This window comes from Telluria sp. ZT3P39 (assembly GCF_059685935.1).
Genome location: NZ_JCASIH010000005.1, coordinates 64223 through 82471, shown reverse-complemented (window position 1 = coordinate 82471; position 18249 = coordinate 64223). Strand labels below are relative to the sequence as shown.

The 18249-nt window shown below is 65.9% G+C and carries 16 protein-coding genes and 1 pseudogene; 6 read left to right on the top strand and 11 right to left on the bottom strand.

Annotated features, from left to right (window positions below; translation table 11 throughout):
- Positions 1-59 precede the first annotated feature (59 nt).
- Together AC56LR_RS07375 and AC56LR_RS07370 are read left to right on the top strand one after the other, a co-directional pair.
- Positions 60-382 (top strand): annotated as a pseudogene (locus AC56LR_RS07375) (transposase); the annotation flags it as partial.
- A 129-nt stretch (positions 383-511) separates the two neighbouring features.
- On the top strand, positions 512-1117 hold the full coding sequence (locus AC56LR_RS07370) for a phosphatase PAP2 family protein (protein WP_497129108.1): 606 nt from the start codon (positions 512-514) through the stop codon (positions 1115-1117).
- A 185-nt stretch (positions 1118-1302) separates the two neighbouring features.
- Here AC56LR_RS07370 and AC56LR_RS07365 read toward each other — a convergent pair whose 3' ends face one another.
- From AC56LR_RS07365 to AC56LR_RS07355, 3 genes are all read right to left on the bottom strand, one after another.
- The gene (locus tag AC56LR_RS07365; protein WP_497129106.1) at positions 1303-1713 is read right to left on the bottom strand and encodes a hypothetical protein; all 411 of its coding nucleotides are present in this window, start codon (positions 1711-1713) and stop codon (positions 1303-1305) included.
- A 100-nt stretch (positions 1714-1813) separates the two neighbouring features.
- Entirely contained in the window at positions 1814-2884 is a 1071-nt protein-coding gene (locus AC56LR_RS07360; RefSeq protein WP_497129104.1) for a lipid A deacylase LpxR family protein, read from the bottom strand.
- 103 nt (positions 2885-2987) lie between these two features.
- Positions 2988-3617, bottom strand: coding sequence for an HAD hydrolase-like protein (locus tag AC56LR_RS07355; RefSeq protein WP_497129102.1), 630 nt, complete (start codon positions 3615-3617; stop codon positions 2988-2990).
- Between the two features lie 179 nt (positions 3618-3796).
- Between AC56LR_RS07355 and AC56LR_RS07350 the strand changes: the two genes are divergently transcribed.
- Positions 3797-5743 (top strand): FG-GAP-like repeat-containing protein, encoded by a 1947-nt coding sequence (locus tag AC56LR_RS07350; RefSeq protein ID WP_497129100.1) that lies wholly within the window; start codon positions 3797-3799, stop codon positions 5741-5743.
- An 18-nt stretch (positions 5744-5761) separates the two neighbouring features.
- Here AC56LR_RS07350 and AC56LR_RS07345 read toward each other — a convergent pair whose 3' ends face one another.
- The 7 genes from AC56LR_RS07345 to leuA all read right to left on the bottom strand — a co-directional run bounded on the left by AC56LR_RS07345 (position 5762) and on the right by leuA (position 13604).
- Positions 5762-6502 carry an SDR family oxidoreductase gene (locus AC56LR_RS07345; protein ID WP_497129098.1) on the bottom strand — a complete coding sequence of 247 codons (741 nt, stop codon included), beginning with the start codon at positions 6500-6502 and terminating at the stop codon, positions 5762-5764.
- A 72-nt stretch (positions 6503-6574) separates the two neighbouring features.
- Entirely contained in the window at positions 6575-7060 is a 486-nt protein-coding gene (locus AC56LR_RS07340) for a hypothetical protein (RefSeq protein ID WP_497129096.1), read from the bottom strand.
- On the bottom strand, positions 7057-7899 hold the full coding sequence (locus AC56LR_RS07335) for a prepilin-type N-terminal cleavage/methylation domain-containing protein (RefSeq protein ID WP_497129094.1): 843 nt from the start codon (positions 7897-7899) through the stop codon (positions 7057-7059). Before AC56LR_RS07335 ends, AC56LR_RS07340 begins: the two co-directional genes overlap by 4 nt.
- Positions 7896-8357, bottom strand: coding sequence for a prepilin-type N-terminal cleavage/methylation domain-containing protein (locus tag AC56LR_RS07330; RefSeq protein ID WP_497129093.1), 462 nt, complete (start codon positions 8355-8357; stop codon positions 7896-7898). Before AC56LR_RS07330 ends, AC56LR_RS07335 begins: the two co-directional genes overlap by 4 nt.
- Positions 8358-8364: 7 nt before the next feature.
- The gene (locus AC56LR_RS07325) at positions 8365-8844 is read right to left on the bottom strand and encodes a prepilin-type N-terminal cleavage/methylation domain-containing protein (protein ID WP_497129091.1); all 480 of its coding nucleotides are present in this window, start codon (positions 8842-8844) and stop codon (positions 8365-8367) included.
- Positions 8841-11789, bottom strand: coding sequence for a DUF6701 domain-containing protein (locus AC56LR_RS07320; protein WP_497129089.1), 2949 nt, complete (start codon positions 11787-11789; stop codon positions 8841-8843). Before AC56LR_RS07320 ends, AC56LR_RS07325 begins: the two co-directional genes overlap by 4 nt.
- Positions 11790-11921: 132 nt before the next feature.
- Entirely contained in the window at positions 11922-13604 is a 1683-nt protein-coding gene (gene leuA, locus AC56LR_RS07315; protein WP_497129335.1) for a 2-isopropylmalate synthase, read from the bottom strand.
- 742 nt (positions 13605-14346) lie between these two features.
- Between leuA and infA the strand changes: the two genes are divergently transcribed.
- From infA to AC56LR_RS07300, 3 genes are all read left to right on the top strand, one after another.
- Positions 14347-14619, top strand: coding sequence for a translation initiation factor IF-1 (infA, locus tag AC56LR_RS07310; RefSeq protein ID WP_171088499.1), 273 nt, complete (start codon positions 14347-14349; stop codon positions 14617-14619).
- Positions 14620-14751: 132 nt separating this feature from the next.
- Positions 14752-16401 carry an ATP-binding domain-containing protein gene (locus AC56LR_RS07305; RefSeq protein ID WP_497129087.1) on the top strand — a complete coding sequence of 550 codons (1650 nt, stop codon included), beginning with the start codon at positions 14752-14754 and terminating at the stop codon, positions 16399-16401.
- Between the two features lie 101 nt (positions 16402-16502).
- The gene (locus AC56LR_RS07300; protein WP_497129085.1) at positions 16503-17585 is read left to right on the top strand and encodes an NHL repeat-containing protein; all 1083 of its coding nucleotides are present in this window, start codon (positions 16503-16505) and stop codon (positions 17583-17585) included.
- Positions 17586-17609: 24 nt separating this feature from the next.
- Here AC56LR_RS07300 and AC56LR_RS07295 read toward each other — a convergent pair whose 3' ends face one another.
- Complete coding sequence (locus tag AC56LR_RS07295) at positions 17610-18110, bottom strand: NMCC_0638 family (lipo)protein (RefSeq protein ID WP_497129083.1); 501 nt, start codon at positions 18108-18110, stop codon at positions 17610-17612.
- Positions 18111-18249 lie beyond the last annotated feature (139 nt).

Here is an 18249-nt window from a genome sequence, read left to right as displayed (position 1 = left end):
GGGATCGCCTTGGAACCTGTTCCATATCCGGCGCCTCCAAGTAATTTTGGGGGAGTGCCATGGAACGTCCCGCTTATCCCAGCGATATTTCTCGCGAAGGGTTCGAGCCCTTGCGTGGCGTGCTGGAAGCGGCACGCCGCAAGACCCGCCCGCGCAAGCACGACCTCTACGACGTGTTCTGCGCGGTGCTCTTCTTCCTCCATACGGGCGCCACATGGCGCAGCCTGCCGCCGGGCTTCCCGCCGTGGCGCACCGTGCACGAATACTTCACCCAATGGACCATGCTGCGGGAAGGCGACCGCTCCCTGCTCGAAAGCGTGCTCGAGAAAGCCGGGCGCGAGGTGGAGCTCGCTCAGCTGCGCAAGATCCAGGGTCGCCGTTGAGATGGGGCAGTAGCCGGTGAGATCGTCACTTCCTTGTCACACGCTGTTGCATTTATCGAAATGTGCGCGGGTATTGCTGAGCTAAACTATTAAAATATTGTCAATATTTTATCGTTTTGGCGGCCACCATGCTCGAGCACCTCAACCTCACCCTGTTTTCTCTCCTGAATGCGCAAGCCGGCTTGGCCGGCTGGCAATTGCTAGGGGCCGTGTTCGCGGCCCAATGGCTGATCTTCCTGATGCCGCTGGCGCTGGTGCTGTTGTGGACGGGCGGCGGCGCGGGCCGCGAAGTGGCGCTGCGCGCCCTGGTCGCGGCGGTGTGCGCCCTCACGCTCAACGGCCTGATCGGGCAGTTCTGGTACAGCCCGCGGCCTTTCGTTGCCGAGATCGGCCACACCTTCCTGCTGCACGATCCCGACAGCTCCTTCCCGAGCGACCATGCCACCAGCATGTTCTCGGTGGCGCTGGTGCTGGTCTTCAGCCAGATCGATTCGGCACGCCGCATCGGCCTGCTGCTCTTGCCGCTGTCGCTGGTGGTGGCCTGGTCGCGCGTTTATCTCGGTGTGCATTGGCCGAAAGACATGGCGGGCGCGCTGGTGATGTCGGCGTCGATGGCGCTGCTGGTCAGCACGCCCGCAGTGCGCGGCGCCTGTGCCCAGCTGCTGCCGATGACGGAGCAGTTGTACCGCCGCGTGCTGGCGGTGCCGATCGGGCGTGGGTGGCTGCGTCCCTAAGCCGGGGCAGTGCCGGGCTATTGGTGAATCGTAGGGTGGGCGGGTTTCCCGCCCGCGCGTTCAACCAGCCGTGGAGTTGTCGCTCCCTTGCCCTTCAAACGTGATTTGAACGCGCGGGCGGCATCATCGGTCCAGGCCGAGACAGCAGCAGATCTGCCTCCACGGCCGTTGCACGCGCGAACCCCTTACGACGCCGCTTCGGCCGCCTCGAACACCAGCTTCTTGTCGGCGTCGAGATGGAACACGCCCAGCGGCTGGCCGGTGACGGCATTCGCCTCGGGGGCTTCGAGCTCGGCGCAGGCGCCGGTGTCGACCTGCCAGGTGTCTTCGCCCGAGCGCAGGGTATAGATGTTCGGGCCGCTGGCGAACAGTTCGATCTCCAGGCCCGACAAGGCTACCGGACCCAGGTCGATCAGGCGCTGGCAGTCCGGCAGCCGCGCGGCGGTCAGCGTCATGCTGCCTTGCTTGCTCCAGAAATAATCCTGCACCACGCGCACGGTCAGCGCGTGGTCGTTGCTGTCGATCCGGTAGCTGGCCGAGTCGTTGACGCAGCCGGTGAGGAGCAACGGTGCAAGCAGGAGAAGTCGAAGGCGCATGGAGGTTCCGGGGTCAAGGATGCAGGAATGCATCGCCTGACGGAGTATAGAAGCGCCCGGAGGCAGGCGCAACCGCGCACCGGGATTTGACCCGCCCAGGCTAGAACTCGGCGCCGAGCGTGAGCGAACCGATCGTATGGCGCGGGACGTTCACCGGCGCCCGGAACTCGGCGCTACGGCGGGTGACGCGCAACTGCGCGAACCAGGGGCCGTGATCGCTGCCGCGGGTGGTGGGAAAATCCATCCGCAGCCCGGCGGTGAGGTCGCCCACCCAGCGCCGCGGCCGTACTTCCGGATCGTCGCGCCATGGCCGGCCCTGCAGGAACATGTTGTAGGCCATGCCACGCACCTCGGCGCCCAGCGTCACCGTGCACTGGATCCAGCGCAGGCGGCAGGCCGTGTCCACCGGGGCGGCCCGGTTGACGATGCCTGGTGGCGCCGGCGACACGGGCGGCAGGTTCTTGCCCAGCGTGAAAGTCACACCGCCGGCCGCATAGCTCATGAGGTTGCCGACGGCCAGGCGCCAGTGGCCGGCCGTGTGCAGGCGGATGTCGCCCAGCACCGCGCCGGACAGGCTGGGCCAGGCCGAGCGCCGTTCGGCCGACACCAGCACCGCCAGGGTAGTGCCGACCTGGTGGTCCCAGCCCTGCGGTTGCGGGCGGTCGAAGATGCGATGGAACAGTTTCTGGGTCGGTTCGGCCAGCGACAGCTTCCCCGTCACGCCGGCATGAAAGCTCAGGGTCGTGATCGCCTGCTCATCCTGGTCGATGAACAGCCACGAGCGCTCGACATACAGCAGGCCCGCATACGGCCGGTCGAAGGGCTGGGGGACGGGATTGGCGATGTCGCTGGGTGTGTACATCAGCTGCCCGACGCTGTGCTGGCTGAACAGGAAGCGCGCATCGCCGCAGCCGAACCAGCGGCAGGCGGCGCCGGTCCAGCGCCGCGTGAAGTCGCCGCGATCGTCTACCGTGGAGCGCGAGCTGAACTGGATGCCGTTGGTGTAATAGCGGTCGGTCTTGAACCAGCTGTCGTTGTCCCAGGTGACAAACCGCGCTTCCGCGGCGCCCGCTGCCGGCGCATCGCTTGCCGGTACGCCCCCTTCCTGCGCCGCACACGGAACCGTGAGAAGACTGGCGAAGAGGGTGAGAACACTGGCCGGGGTCCGCATGGTCGTCCTTTCTGAATCGAAATATCCTCCAGTCTTGACCTCCTGCAGAAGATCTTGTTGATCTGCAACAGCATCGAGTCGGATTCACTCCACCAGCCAATGATCAGCCACGCAGAATGCGCAGCAGTTCGATTGGTACGCCAAACTCATGCGCCGGCCCCAGCCGCCGCAGCGCCTCGATCGGCGCATACCCCCAGCTCACCGCCCCAAAATCCACCCCTGCCTTGCGCGCCGCCTCGGCATCGAGCCCCTGGTCGCCGATATACAGCGCGTGCGCAGGCAGAACGCCCGCCTGCCGCAGCACCTTGCGCAGCCGCGCCGCCTTGCCGAACACCGACATCCCGCATTCATGGTGCGCGAACAAGGCGCTCAACGCCGGCCCCAGCACCAGCCGCACGTTCTGCTCCGAATTCGAAGACACGATCGCCAGCCGCACGCCGGCGCGATCCAGCGACTCCAGCACGTCCTGGATGCCGTCGAACAGCGGAATGTGCGCCGCGTTCTCGCGCATCAGCGCGATGAAACTGCTTGAGGCCAGTGGCAGCTTCCAGGCCGGCATGCCGACATGGCGCATGATGGCGCGCGTGTCGTGGTGGCGCAAACTGTGCGCCTCGCCTGCCTCGATGCGCCGGAAGCCGTGCTGGTCGGCGATCTGGTTGAATACGCTGACGAAAAACGGAAAGGAATCGGCCAGGGTGCCGTCGAAGTCGAAAATGGCAAGGCGATAGGGCATTGGGGGCAGGGGCAGCGTGGACGGTCCGATTATAGGCGCGGGCACTGTTGTGTTTTCGTCCGCCTGGCGATGGCTGGTGTGGCAATAGCTTGAATCAATAAGTATTTCCTGACAGAATTTGCAAACTGACAGTTCCAGACGCCCGATGCCGGGTTGTCGCTAATCTTCCCCCTGATACCATGATCCAAAACGCCGACGACTACTTTGACATGGCCCGCGCCACGTCGCCCCTCCCCGTGAACCAGGCGTCCCAGACGCTGCCGGAAGTCGTCGACGCCAATGGCGACGGCATCAAGGACATCCTGACCTTCGGCGCCTATTTCCCCTTCAACGGCAGTGCCCCGGCGGGCCAGCCGGCCCTGCTGATGCTGGGCAAGGGTGACGGCACCTACGCGCCGGCGCCGGCGGGCATGCTGCCGGCCAGTTTCACCACGGTCCATCCGCGCGAAGTGGTGCAGGCCGATGTCAACAAGGACGGCTTGATCGACCTGTTCGTCGTCGACCACGGTTACGACACCATGCCCTATCCGGGCGGGCAGAATCACCTGTTGCTGGGCAAGGCGGGCGGCGGCTTTACCGACGCCAGCGCCAACTTGCCGCAGCTGTCCGACTTCTCGCACAGCGCGGCGGCGGGCGACGTCAATGGCGACGGCAACCTGGACCTGTTCGTCGGCAACATGAGCAGCAACGCCAGCCCGACCGAGGCCTATTTCCTGCTCGGCGACGGCAGCGGCAAGTTCACCCAGTCGAATGCCGGCCTGCCGCTGCAGCCGGGCGGCCTGCTCAACCGCCAGAGCGGCAACTTCGGCTTCACCTCGTCCCTGCTGGCCGACCTGAACGGCGATGGCCGGCCGGATCTCGTGCTCGGCGACGAGGGCAATGTCAACAACCGCGAGCACCGCTCGCTGGTGTTCTGGAACACCGGCGCCGGCTACAGCGCAGGCAGCATGTCCTACCTGCCGCAGGGGTATTTCGGCAACACCCGCATCGTGCACGACATCGCCGCGATGGACATCGATGGCGACGGCGACAACGACCTGCTGCTACTGTCGTCCGAATCGACGCCCAGCACCGCCTATGCCGACGGCTGGTCGCTCGAAGTGGCGCGCAACGACAACGGCACGTTCGTGGATGCCACGCTCGACCACTTCAAGGCGGAAGACAGCCGCGAAGGATTGCCGAACCAGGACAACAACGTCGGCGCCAGCCAGTTCATCAAGCTGATGGACGTGAACAACGACGGCAGCAAGGACATCGTCATCACGCAGTTCATGAACGACCTGCCGTCCGCGAACACGCCGATCGTCTGGACCAATGACGGCTTCGGCCACTTCTCGGTGGCGCTGCGCGCCGGCCAGCTCACTACGCTGGCGAACGACAAGTATTTCGTCGGCGTCTTCAACGTGCCGGTGGCCACCGCCAAGGGCGTGAGCTTCAGCTCGATCAACGTCTACGAAGGCAATGTCTATTCGAACACCGCGCTGGCCACCAGCGCGCTGCCGCCGGCCGGCGCGATCACCGCCACCGCACGCAACGACATCATCCGGCAGAACGCGGCCAACAACACGATCGACGGCGGCGCCGGGCGCGACGTGGTGACCTACGGGAAGACGGCCGCCAGCTACCAGGTGAGCATGACGAACGGCACCGCCACCGTGCGCGACCTGAGCGGCGCCGATGGCACCGACACCCTGGTCAATGTCGAGCGCCTGCAGTTCGGCGACACCAATATCGCGCTGGACGTCAACGGCATCGCCGGCCAGGCCTTCCGCGTCTACCAGGCCGCGTTCGCGCGCACGCCCGACCTGCCGGGACTGGGTTACTGGCTCTCGATGATGGACAAGGGACTCGCGCTCGGTTCCGTCGCCAGCGGCTTCGTGGACTCGAAAGAGTTCCGCGACGTCTATGGCGCCGCGCCGAGCAACCGCGAGATCGTCGAGAAGTTCTACCAGAACGTGCTGCAGCGTCCGGGCGAAAAGGCCGGCGTCGACTACTGGACCGGCATCCTCGACAACAAGCAGGCGAGGGTGGCCGACATCCTGCTCGGCTTCAGCGAAAGCGCGGAGAACCAGGCGGCGCTGGTCGGCGTCATGTCCAACGGCGTGGCCTACACGCCCTACGGCTGATCCGTCAGCCGGCCAGGCTCACGCGGTGCCGCCGTTGGCGCGCAGCACCTGGCCGTTGATCCAGCCGGATTCTTCGCTCACCAGGAAGGACACGATGCGCGCGATGTCGCCCGGCTCGCCCAGGCGCTCGAGCGGCGGCAGCTTCGCGAAATGGTCGACCTGCTCCTGGGTCTTCCCGGTGAAGAACAACTCGGTTGCGACCGGCCCCGGCGCCACCGTGTTGACGCGGATCTGCCGGCCGCGCAGCTCCTTGGCGAACACGCCGCTCAAGGCTTCCACCGCGGCCTTGCTGGCGCTGTAGACCGCATAGCCCGGCAGCTTCATCGCCAGCACGGTGGTGGAAAAATTCACGATGCGCCCGCCGTCGTTCATGCGCTTCGCCGCTTCGCGCAGGGTGTTGAAGGTGCCCTGCACGTTGACGCCGAAGGTCTGTTCGAACAGCGCGTCGCTGGTGTCGGCCAGCGCCATGGTCTTGAGGATGCCCGCGTTATTCACCAGCACGTCCACCTTGCCCAGCTCGCGCTCGGCGGTGTCGAACATCGCGCGCACCTCGTCGGCCTTCGACACGTCGGCCTGCACGGCGATGGCGGTGTGCCCGGTCGCGTGCAGGGTGGCGACGACGCGCTGCGCCTCGGAGGCGTTGGCGGCGTAGTTCACGACAATTTGATAGCCATCCTCGGCCAGCCGCTGCGCGATGGCGGCGCCGATGCCGCGCGAGGCGCCGGTGACGATGGCGACTTGCCGGGTGTCCTGGTTCATTGCGCGGCTCCTGTGGCGTGGTGAATAACGCCATGATGCATCAATCCAGGTTTTGATGCTGGCGGGCGCCGCTCAGCAGTCGGCGTTGGCGCCGGCCCGGCAGAGCGTCGCGACGCGGCGCCGCTCGACATAGTCTGGCCGCGAGACGATGGCCGCATCCGACGTGCCGCAGGCGGCGGCGTTGCAGGCCACCGCGTTGATCGTGAAGATCGTCTTGACGATCAGATTGCCGCCTGCGTCGCGCGTTTCGCCCTCGGTAAAGGTCCAGGAGGTGCAGCTCACGGCGACCATGAAGCCGCTGGTGGCGACAAAGTCGGTGAGTATCTGCGGGCCGGCATTGCAGACGCCATTGTTCAGGCGGTGGAACCCCCACTCGACGCCGCCGCGTGCCGCCAGATTGGCGCGCGCGCCCATCAGCCCCTGGCTGACGGTGGCCTGCTGGGTTCCCGACAGCCGCAAGAGCGCGGTGCACACGCCCGCCACGACGATCAGCAGGATCACCGCCGCGATGTAGGCAAAGCCGGACTGGCGCCGGCGCACGGTCATGGCGCCGCTCATGGCACGTTGCTCACATGGGCGCCGAGCGTCAGCGGCACCGATTCGCCGCCGTCGGTGAGCGTCAGCTGCAGCTGGATGAAGCCGCTCTGCTGGGTGGCGCCCTGGTTGGGATTGAAGGTGAATTCGCAGCGCGAGACCCGCCGCGCCACCACCGCGGCCCCCGCTGTCGCAGGGCAGGCCGCCCCAATGCCGGCAACGGAGAGCGGCCGTGCGACGCGCGACAGGGTGCCGCTATTGAGATCGCAGACATAGCTCACCGCCTGCTGCGCACCGGGCACCACCACAAAGCGGCCGCCTTCATACCCGAACGGGATCCGCAGCGCCGGCGTGACGGCAAGCCGGTGCGGGCCCATCCACGCGTCCGCTGCCGCCGGCTGACGGGTCGTCACCGTCTGGATGCTGGAGACGTTGATTCCACTGTAGATATCCCCGGGGTTCTGGTTGCCGATCACGACAAGGTCGCCCGCGACCGGCACCCTGGTAAATGGCGTCACCACGTCGAACTGCGTGGAGGCGGCGTCGTAGTCGAGGAAGGCATCGCCGCTGCGGCTGTTGGAGACGTCCGGGCCGGTACGATAGCGTCCGCCGTCGATGGTCGGCACCAGCTCCAGGCACTGCGCGCTGTGCAGCCTGAGCGAATTGGGCACCGCCGCGCGCACGTCGGTGACGATGCGGCGCAGCGCCGTATCGGCCGCATCGGTGAGCCCCGCGCGCCGGCCCACGTCCAGGTAGCCCTGGATCGTCGGTCCCAGCTGCATCGCCAGGATGCCGCCGATGGCGCCGATCAGCACGATCACCACCACCAGCTCGACCAGCGAGAAACCCTGCTGGCGCCTCATGGCCTGGTCCTCCAGCCGGTCAGCACCAGCTGCTCGGCGCCGTTGCTGACGGTGACCGTGACGCGCAGGACGTCGCCGGCCGGAATGTTGGTGAGCGTGACGCCGTTGACGTTCACACGCACGCTGACGTTATAGCCTGCCAGGCCGGGAACGGCGACGCCGTCGATGTCCTTGATGCCGGTACTCGTGTAACCATAGTTGGCGTCGTCGACCGGATCGAAATCGCGCACGTCGTTGAACTGGGCGCGGGTGGGGACGGGTACGTCGTTGGCCGCGAAGTCGAATGGCTTGAGCAGCACCTCTTCCATCATGCTCTCGCCGATCGTCAGCATCTGCTGCGCGATGACCGGGTCGGCGCTGGCGCGGTTGGCCTGGGTGAAGGCGCCCACCAGGCCGGCCAGCGCCGCACTGATGATGACGATCGCCACGATCAGCTCGATCAGGGTGACCCCGGCCATGCGCCTGCTATTCATATTGCACATAGCCGGTGCTGCCTTCGTAGCGGATGCGGCGGCTGGTGGCCGTGCCGAGCCGGATGAGGACCGTGCCGCTCACGGGCGCGATGCCGGCCAGATCCTGCGTGATCCTTCCGTCCGGCTGGAAGAACAGGGTGTGCTGGGTTGCCGTGACGCCGCGGGCGCTGGTGGCATACGTCTCGCCGTTCAGGGGCGTCGTGCAATCGGGGTCAACGATTTTCGGGGAGATGGTCAGGGTGACCGCCGTGCCGCCGACGGTGGCGCAGACCACCCGGCGCTTGGCGGCGGCCGCCTTCTGCGCGGTGCGCAACGCGCTCACCACCTCGTCGCCAAAAGCGGCGGCGTCCATGGAATTGTCGCCCATCAGGCGCGGCACGCCGATGGCGGCAATCACGCCGATCAGCACGATGACCACCACCAGCTCGACCATCGTGAAGCCGCCGGCGCGTTTGCATGCGGCGCCGTTCAATTGAACACCTCGCGCACGTGGATGATGCGGCGCTGTTCCGGCGAGGACACGCCGAAGGTGGCGCGGCCGGGCGGATCGGTACGGTTGCTCGCGTGGCAGGCGGTATTGAGCGGTTGCAGCCAGGGCGCGGCCGCGCCGCTGGTCACGGGCTTGCTGCCGGCGGCCACGACGCAGGAGGTATCGCGCGTGACGGTCGCGGCATTGAGGTTGACCGCGATGTCGGCCCAGCCCGGCCCGCCCGCGCTCACTTGCAGCGTCAGCGCGGCCTCGCCCTTGACCAGCTTGTACGGCGCGGCCAGAAAGGTTTTCGACACCGTCATGCCGGCCACGTTGGGCGTGACCGCAAACGCTTCCGGCCGAAGGATGGTGTAATCGTCCTCGTCGTTGCGCAGCCAGCTGCGGCCGGTCCAGTATTCGGCCGTTACGGGAATCGTCAGGGGCGTTTTCAGCCCCCCGAATCGGCTGCGCAGCCGTAGGCGTCCGCTGCGGACGACAGGTTTGGCTTCCTCGGCCGTCGTCGGCAGCGAGGAGCCGATATCCCAGGAAGCGGCCGGCGTCCTGGTGTGGACGTTGGCGGCGCGCAGGCGGATCTGGACCGGCGCGGCCGGGTAGGTCGCGAGGGTATAGACGGGGTCGATCTTGGCGACACCGTTCTGGAAGCTGCTCGCCGGGACGGTCAAGGGGGCCACTGCCGTACCCAGCGCCAGCGTCCCCGGTGCGGGCGTGCCGAATGCGGCTCCGTCCTTGTCGAGCGCCACCAGCGTGAAGGCCTCGCTCAGTCCTAGTCCGGTCGTATAGTTCTCGGTGATGATGCCCCCCACGTTCATGGCGGAGACTTCCAGCCCGAGGGGCTCGCCGGAATAATACGATTTGCGCCCGCCGGGCTGCGCGACCTTGAAATAGGCGGGAATGAACGGCCCCACGTTGCCCGAGCAGCCGGACGCCGCCAGGTCGGTGCTGCCGCCGGGAGCGAGCTCGCTGCCCAGGAAGTTGACCACGCTGGCCTTGAGGTCGATCTTGCCGACTTCCGACCACGCCGGCTTCGCGGTCGCCACGCCGTTCGAGAAGGTGAAGGCCGGCGTACTCAGGACGCCGTTTTCGCCTGCCTGGCCCCGGCAATCGATGTCCAGCGCGACCGTGTGGCTGGTGCCACCGGCGCTGGTGAGCTTCGCGGTATCGAAGTTCGGGGTGATCTCGCCGGCGGCGTTCCTGGCCCGCACGGCCAGGTCGAAGCTTGCGCCCGCGCGGATCGGGGCGGCCGGCTTGAGCAGCTCGAACGACTTGGGCGCGACGATGAAGCGGGTGCTGCCGGCAGCCGTCATGCCCTTGCCGCTGTCGGCGGTGGCGCTCAGCTCCACTTCGCCGGCATCGGGATAGACCAGCGTGAGCTGGTCCATCCCATTGGCGTCGAAATTGGTCTTGATGCTCGTGCCGGGTCCAGTACAGGCCAGCGCGGTGCCATTGAGGGTGAGCGCCTTGGTGCCGGTCGCCGGTTTGCTGTAGGTGCACTGGTAAGGAACGCTGTAGCTGACGTTGGAGAAGGCGGTGACGCAGGCCGTCTGGGTATCGTTCGCCTTGACTGCCCTGACCTTCAGGGTCGTGCTGTCGCCGGCCAGGTGGTGGGGCACATCGAGGATCAGCTTGGACCCGCCCAAAAACTCCATGGCGCAGCTGGCCGTATTCTTGGCAGTGTTGGTGCAGGTGTCGGCCCAGAGCGACGCAGGATTGGCGGCGGAGATGGCCAGCGCCACCGCTCCGGTCGGGATGCGCATTGCGCTCACCACGGCGGTCGAGGCGTTGACCGGGATGGAAAACGCCGTCCCGAAGGGGCCCAGGGTAGCGTTGACGCCGGCCGTATAGTGCGGCGCCGTGCAGGTGGCGTTTGCGCAGGCCAGGATGGTGACCTGTTCCGGCACGCAGGTGTCGCCGACGCCATCGTGCGTGATCTGGAAATGGTGCGGGCCCTTGGGAAGCGGGCCGTCGCAACGCGGTCCGTTCGCGCTGTTGAGCGGATAGCCGCTGTTGTTGGTCACGCAGTCGCACTTGTCCTTGGCCGTGCCGTTCTTGCAGGTGATACGGCCAAGTACCCGCCCTGTCCATTCGAGCGTCGCATAGTTCACGCTGGCGTTGCCATTGATGGTAGCGCTGGATGACTGCAGCAGCAGGTCGCCTGTATCGACATTGCCGCCGACGCTCGCGCTGGAACCCAGCGTCAGCTTGGTGCTGGCGATGATATTGCCGTTGACCTTGGCGCCGGAAGCAAGCAGTTCAGTGGTCGGCGCCGTGACGTTTCCCGTGACCGTCCCGGACGACCCCAGGCTGAATCTGCTGCTCGCGGTGACGCTCCCGCCGATCGTCACCGACGGGCCGGCATTGACCACGGTGCCGCTGACGTCGCCGTAGATTCTCGATCCGTAGGAAATCGTGACCAGGCCGGTCGAGGTCAGCGAACCGTTGACCGTCACATTCGAGGTGCCGAGCTGCACGCCCCCGGCTTTCACATCGGCACTGATGGTCTGCGTCACGTTGCCCATGTAAAAAGTCCCGCCAACCTCGATACTGCCACCCAGGACGTCGAGATTGTTCGCTTTCATGTCGGCGACGCTGAGCGACCCGGTGGTAATGAACCTGGCCGTATCGACCATCACCAGCCCCTGGTTGAACCCGAAGGTGAAGCTGCCGTTGATCCTGAGGGTGTAGCCGGCGGCGACATAGATCGTGTCGTTGCCGTTCATGCCGGGTGTGGGGCAGCTGTATTCCTTAGCCACCAGGGTGCAGCCGCCAATGTTCCGGCCATCGAAGGCGAAGGTCGCCGCCTGCAAGGGCGCACTCCCCAGCAGCCCCGCCAGCGCAATGACGAGCGCCGGCAGCCACTGCCCGAAGGCGCGGCGGCGGGGCAGGTGGGTGCGGGCTAACAGGAGCGCGAACAGGGACGGGAAGGACAAGGTGGCGGCCGGCGTCAAAGCATCAATGCCGAAAGTTTGCCCCAGTTACCTTGACCCGACAACGGATTTTTCGCTCAGGCAACGCTTTTCTCTGCATGCGGGCCACGCCGACCCACTTGGCTTGTCATCATGTCAGGCCGCGATGGCTTGCTCGCCCGCCGCCGTGATGCCCAGGTGGCGGTTCACCGCGGACAGCACCGCGCGGAACGAGGCCGTCAGAATATTGCTGTCGATGCCGACGCCAAACAGGGTCTGGCCGCTGCCCACGCGCAGCTCGACATAACAGGCGGCGCGCGCATCGGCGCCGCGGCCGATCGCGTGCTCGTGATAATCCATCAGGCGAATGTCCAGGCCCAGCGCCTTCACAAACGCGTCGATCGGGCCATTGCCTTCGCCGTGGCAGGCCTGCGCCACGCCATGGCGCGACACGGTCAGGTCGATCTGCACGCCGTGCTGGCTGTCCTCGGTCATGCGGTGCGATACATAATTGAATGGCGAATCCTGCTCCAGGTATTCCTGCGAAAACAGCGCATGGATGCTGGATGCCGCAATCTCGCGGCCGGTTTCGTCGGCCATGCGCTGCACCGCGCGCGAGAATTCGATCTGCAGGCGGCGCGGCAGCTCCAGGCCGTATTCCTGCGCCAGCAAATAGGCCATGCCGCCCTTGCCGGACTGGCTGTTGACGCGGATGACGGCGTCGTAGCTGCGTCCCAGGTCGGCCGGGTCGATCGGCAAATAGGGCACTTCCCAGATCCCGTCCTTGTCCTGCTTGGCGAAGCCTTTTTTAATCGCATCCTGGTGCGAGCCCGAGAAGGCGGTAAAGACCAGGTCGCCCGCATACGGATGGCGCGGGTGCACGGGCAGCTGGTTGCATTCCTCCACCAGCTGGCGCACGGCGTCGATGTCCGAGAAATCCAGGCCCGGGTCGATGCCCTGGGTGTACAGGTTCATGGCCAGCGTCACCAGGTCGACGTTGCCGGTGCGCTCGCCATTGCCGAACAGGCAGCCCTCGACGCGGTCGGCGCCGGCCATCACGGCCAGTTCCGCCGCCGCCACGGCCGTGCCGCGGTCGTTGTGCGGGTGCACGCTGATGACCAGCGACTCGCGCCGCTCGAGGTGGCGGCACATCCACTCGATCTGGTCGGCGTAGACGTTGGGCGTGCTCGCTTCCACCGTGGAGGGCAGGTTGACGATCATGGGATTCTGCGGGGTCGGCTGCCACACGCCGCTGACGGCATCGACGATCTGCTTGGAGAAATCGAGCTCGGTGGTCGAGAAGGATTCCGGCGAATATTCGAGGCCCCACCGGGTTTGCGGGTGCTGCGCCACCAGTTCCTTGATGAGCTGCGTGCCCTTGACGGCGATCTGCACGATCTCGTCGCGTTCCATGCCGAACACCACGCGGCGGAACACCGGCGCCACCGAATTGTAGACGTGGACGATGGCGCGCCTGGCGCCCACCGCGGACTCCACCGTACGCCGGATCAGCTCATCGCGCGCCTGGGTCAGCACGATGATGGTGACATCGTCCGGAATATGCTTGTCTTCGACCAGCATGCGCACGAAATCGAAATCGGCCTGCGAGGCCGACGGGAAGCCGACTTCGATTTCCTTGATGCCGACTTTCACCAGCATCTGGAAGAAGCGCAGCTTCTTCTCCGGGCTCATCGGCTCGATCAGCGCCTGGTTGCCGTCGCGCAAGTCGGTGCTCATCCAGACCGGCGGGCGGGTGATGGCGCGGGACGGCCACTGGCGGTCGGTGAGGGGAACGGCAGGGAAGGGACGGTATTTGGCGGCGGGGTTCTTCAGCATGATCGTTGCTCCTGGTGCAATTTGTCTCTGGGCCCGGTGAGGGCGGAATGCGGCGGGAGGCTGCCGGGCGGGCCGCGAACGCTAGGCCCGGCAACCGGTCGGTAGCTTTAGGGTCAACTGCGTGATGGAGAACGATGCTGCTGGGGAAGGAATCTTGGACATCGGGTCGAACTTTCCTGGACTACGTGCTGCTTGCTTGGCCGGCCTGGGCCGGGACCTACGGCGTGATTCACGCGCGTAGTAGCAGGGCGGCCAGCGCTAGCGCGCCGGCGGCAGGTAGGGAAGTCGACAGATGCAGGTGGAAGGACATGTCACTGAATGTAAAAGACGACAGAAGGGCGTGTCAAGCGAAAAATTGTGCGCTGCGGTAAACCACAACACCCGCCCAGCCACCGCACGGGTTGGTTCCATGCGAAGTCCGGAAATCGCGCTTCAGGACGACCTCGATCAACCCCTCTTTCTGCACCGCACGATGTTTACTGGTATACTGTGCTTTCCCTGTCGATGAAGCAGCAGCGCTTCCCGGCACCAACCCGGTCACGTACCAGCACACTGCGACACCGCACTGCGATACGCCACCGCCCAAGCCTCCGCTCCTTCCCAGGTTGCGCGCTTCCGTTTCCAGCCCTGGCTCCCGGTCAGGCCAGCACCAATCGCCGCCTTCGTGACATGTCTGGCGGTGCGACCGAAATACAACGAACCCGCGCGCCGCCCGGGCCGTAACGCACGCTTTAGGAGAACCAGCATGGCAAAAGAAGAACTGATTGAAATGAACGGCCTCGTGTCCGAAATCCTGCCGGAAATGCGTTTCCGCGTCGACCTCGACAACGGCCACAAGCTGATCGCTTATACCTCGGGCCGCATGAAGAAAAACCACATCCGCATCCTGGCGGGTGACCGTGTCACGCTCGAGCTGTCGCCGTACGACCTGAACAAGGGCCGTATCGTGTTCCGCCACATCGAAACCCGCGGTCCTTCGACCGGCGGTGGCCAGCGCCCGGCACCACGCCGCCGCTGATCCCAGCAGGCGCCGGTCTTGTCCTTTTCAGGACGGACCGGCGGATCGTGTTGGCCCCTGTGCCAATAGTGCGGTTGCGCGGCGTGAACAGCCTTACAATGTGTTCACAAAACGACAACTCCCGGACGATCCATGGCCCATATCCATCCTGCCGGCTGGCGCGAAATGTCCGTCACCGGTTCTGCCGCACGTGAGATCGAAACCCTCACCCTCCTCGACAAGCGGCTGTCGGATGCACCCTACGAGATCTACCACGGCGTCCACTGGACCAATGTCGAGCACGGCTTTTCGGCCTATGGCGACATCGATTTCATCATTGTCGCGCCCAACGGCAGGGTCCTGCTCATCGAGCAGATCGCCGGCTTCCTGAACGAATCCCCCGACGGGCTGGTGAAGAACTACCAGGGCAAGCCGCGCAAGATCCGCCAGCAGATCCTGCACAGCATCGAAGGCTTCTCCAAGCGCTACCAGGGCCAGCTGTCGATCGACTACCTGCTGTACTGCCCCGACTACATCGTGCGCGACCCGGTTCAAGCCGGCATCGATCCCAGCCACATCATCGACGCCACCAACAAGGGCAGGCTGGGCGCAGTCATCCGCGAAATCCTGCCCATCACCCCGCGCACCGAAGAATTCGACAAGGTCGCGCGCTACCTCGGCGACACCCTGAGCCTGCGGCCCGACCCGAGCTCGATGATCGGCTGTGCCACCCAGATGGTCACCCGCCTGTCCGGCGGCCTGGCCACCTGGGCGCGCCGGCTCGATTTTTCTCCTTTCCGCCTGCGCGTGATGGGCACCGCAGGCAGCGGCAAGACCCAGCTGGCGCTGGCCGAATACACCGCCGCGCTCGATGCCGGCCTGCGCCCGCTGTATGTCTGCTTCAACCGCCCGCTGGCCGACCACATCGGGCGCCTGGTGCCGAACGGCGGGCGCGTGGCCAACTTCCACGAGCTGTGCGACGCCTGGCTGCGCGCCCAGGGCAAGACGCCCGACTACGCCTCGCCCGAGGTCTGGGCCGAGATCGAAGGCTCGCTGGTGGCGGCCAAGCTGCCCGAGACCTGGCAATACGATGTGGTGATCATCGACGAAGGCCAGGATTTCTCCACCATGTGGCGCGACATCGTGCTGCGCATGCTCAAAGAGAATGGCCGCGCCATCTGGCTCGAAGACCCGGACCAGAACCTGTACGACAAGGCCTCGGTGCCGCTCCCTGGCTGGGTGGTGCTGCACTCGAACACCAACTACCGCAGCCCGCGCCAGATCGTGCAGATGCTCACCTCAATCGGCGCGGTCAGCCAGCCGGTGGAGGCGGGCAGCCCGTTCAAGGGCGCTGACATCGAAGAAATGACCTACCCCGAGGGCGATGTCGATGCCATGCTGGCCGCGACCCGGCGCGCCGTCACCTCCTGCCTGGCGGCCGGCTTCGGGCGCCAGGACATCGCCATCTGCTCCTTCCGCGGCCGCGAAAAATCCAGCATCCTCAAGCTCGACAAACTGAGCGACGCCCACACGCTGCGCTCCTTCACCGGCGAATACGATTTGTTCGGCAACCCGGTGTTCCGCGAAGGCGGCCTGCTGGCCGAATCGGTCTACCGTTTCAAAGGGCAGTCGGCGCCGGCGCTCATCTTCACCGAGATCGACTTCGAGGAGATGGACGAGCTCACCCTGCGCAAGCTGTTTGTCGGCATGACGCGCGCGCGGCTGAAGCTGGTGCTGGTGATGAGCGAGCGGGCCTCGGTGCAGTTCCTCGACCGGATGGATGCGGCGGACTTCGCCGATTGATCAGCGCGAACCCGGAGTTTATGCAGGCGCCATGCGGATTCAAGCATCGCGCCGGCCGGGGCGTGCTAGCATTTTGCTCATCGAATCCGGGAGACGAACAGATGAAACAGCAGGCCGTGGAAAACGCTGGACGCAGGCGCCTCACGTTATTGGGCGCGTCGGCATTGATGGTGTTGCTGGCGGCCTGCGGCGACCATCCGCCCAAGGACAAACCCGACGACGACACCCCGCCCCCGCCGCCTGCGGCCATCACGCTCGTCGCCGGCGACGCAACTAGCTCCGGCAGCAGGGATGCCAGCGGCGCCACCGCGCGCTTCAATGCGCCGCACGGCATCACCATCGATTCCGCAGGCAACCTGTATGTGGCAGACCGGGGCAATTTCACGATCCGCAAGATCACGCCTGCGGGCGTCGTCACGACGCTGGCCGGCTCCGCAGGAAACAGCGAATTCATCAACGGCGTCGGCGGCACCGCCCGCTTCACCAATCCGCTGGCGATCACCATCGGCCCCGGCAACCTGCTGTATGTCGGCGACAACCGCCTGGTGCGCAGGATCGGCACGGCCGCCCAGGTCGAGACCGTGCTGGAGATACCGCTAGGGATCAGCGGGGACAGCCGCAGCGCCCCCTTGCTCGACATCGGCGGCATTGCCGTCGACTCAAAGGGCGACCTCATCGTGACCAACGGCCACAGCACCCGCCGCGTCGCATCGAATGGCGCGACCGTGATCCTGGAAGGCACACCGGTCCTGAACGTGTCCGGCACCAGGACCTTCGTGCAGCGCGGGGTGGCGGTCGACGCCGGCAACAACGTCTATGTGCTGACCCTGGACCGGACCATCAGCAAGACCAGCGGCTCCAATACCCTGGCGCGGCTGGCCGGTTCGCCCGACCAGCGCGGCTTTGCCGACGCCACGGGCGCGGCGGCCAGATTCGAAGACGTGGTGGCGCTCACCAATGACCCGCAGGGCAACGTGTACGCCGCGGACAACATCAACAACCTGGTGCGCAAAATCACCCCTGCCGGCGTTGTGACGACGGTTGCCGGCACGCTCAAGGCCACCACGCTGGCGACCGGCGCCTTGCCCGGCAGCCTGCCGAACATCCGCGGCATCACCACCGATGGCAAGGGCTACCTGTACGCCACCACCGGGAACGCCGTCATCAAGATCAAGCTGCCCTGAACGGGCGCGCCGGCAGCCAGAAGCTCAGTGGCCGATGGCCGCCGTCGCCACCCCCTGCGCCACGCTCGATTTGCTGGTGGTCGTGGTCAGCGCAAACAGCGGCTTGCGTTCGGACTTGTCGGTGCTCCACTCATAAGCAACGGTCTGCTTGACCCCGTCCGTCCCCGGCTCCGAGGTGTTGCGCTTGCGCTCGCTGTGGAACGGCGCCGGCGCCTTGCCCACCACCTTCTCGAACAGTTGCTGCGCCACCGTGGCCGGCACCGTCTTCGCGTACAGCGCGCACAGATTCTTGTCGGCGTGGACCACCAGCACGAACTGCCCGTGCCGGCTCGGCATGACCCAGGCGCCACCTTTCGCGCCCTGCAGGAACATCGCCGCCTTCTCCGCTGGCAGCTGCGGCAAGGCCTTGAGCTGCTTGCGCAGGCCGTCGAAGTCGTGCAGGTACTTGAGGCAGTGCGACGAATAGATGTCCATGAAGGCGGCAGCCTGCTGTTCGGGCGCCGCGATGGCGGTTGAAGTTAGCAAGATGGTCCCTCCGAGTGTGATGGCGGCCTGGCGAAGAAGTCGCATGGAAGCGTGCTCCGGCTGGTTGCGGGGAGGTCCTACTATAACAACCTGGTCATCAAAACCTGGCTTGCCCGAAGGAATTGAACACAGCATCGGA

Excerpts from the sequence above, each read along its gene's own strand:
- AC56LR_RS07370 (WP_497129108.1), top strand. The coding sequence starts at position 512 with ATGCTCGAGCACCTCAACCTCACCCTGTTTTCTCTCCTGAATGCGCAA.
- AC56LR_RS07365 (WP_497129106.1), bottom strand. The coding sequence starts at position 1,713 with ATGCGCCTTCGACTTCTCCTGCTTGCACCGTTGCTCCTCACCGGCTGC.
- AC56LR_RS07360 (WP_497129104.1), bottom strand. The coding sequence starts at position 2,884 with ATGCGGACCCCGGCCAGTGTTCTCACCCTCTTCGCCAGTCTTCTCACG.
- AC56LR_RS07355 (WP_497129102.1), bottom strand. The coding sequence starts at position 3,617 with ATGCCCTATCGCCTTGCCATTTTCGACTTCGACGGCACCCTGGCCGAT.
- AC56LR_RS07350 (WP_497129100.1), top strand. The coding sequence starts at position 3,797 with ATGATCCAAAACGCCGACGACTACTTTGACATGGCCCGCGCCACGTCG.
- AC56LR_RS07345 (WP_497129098.1), bottom strand. The coding sequence starts at position 6,502 with ATGAACCAGGACACCCGGCAAGTCGCCATCGTCACCGGCGCCTCGCGC.
- AC56LR_RS07340 (WP_497129096.1), bottom strand. The coding sequence starts at position 7,060 with ATGAGCGGCGCCATGACCGTGCGCCGGCGCCAGTCCGGCTTTGCCTAC.
- AC56LR_RS07335 (WP_497129094.1), bottom strand. The coding sequence starts at position 7,899 with ATGAGGCGCCAGCAGGGTTTCTCGCTGGTCGAGCTGGTGGTGGTGATC.
- AC56LR_RS07330 (WP_497129093.1), bottom strand. The coding sequence starts at position 8,357 with ATGGCCGGGGTCACCCTGATCGAGCTGATCGTGGCGATCGTCATCATC.
- infA (WP_171088499.1), top strand. The coding sequence starts at position 14,347 with ATGGCAAAAGAAGAACTGATTGAAATGAACGGCCTCGTGTCCGAAATC.
- AC56LR_RS07305 (WP_497129087.1), top strand. The coding sequence starts at position 14,752 with ATGGCCCATATCCATCCTGCCGGCTGGCGCGAAATGTCCGTCACCGGT.
- AC56LR_RS07300 (WP_497129085.1), top strand. The coding sequence starts at position 16,503 with ATGAAACAGCAGGCCGTGGAAAACGCTGGACGCAGGCGCCTCACGTTA.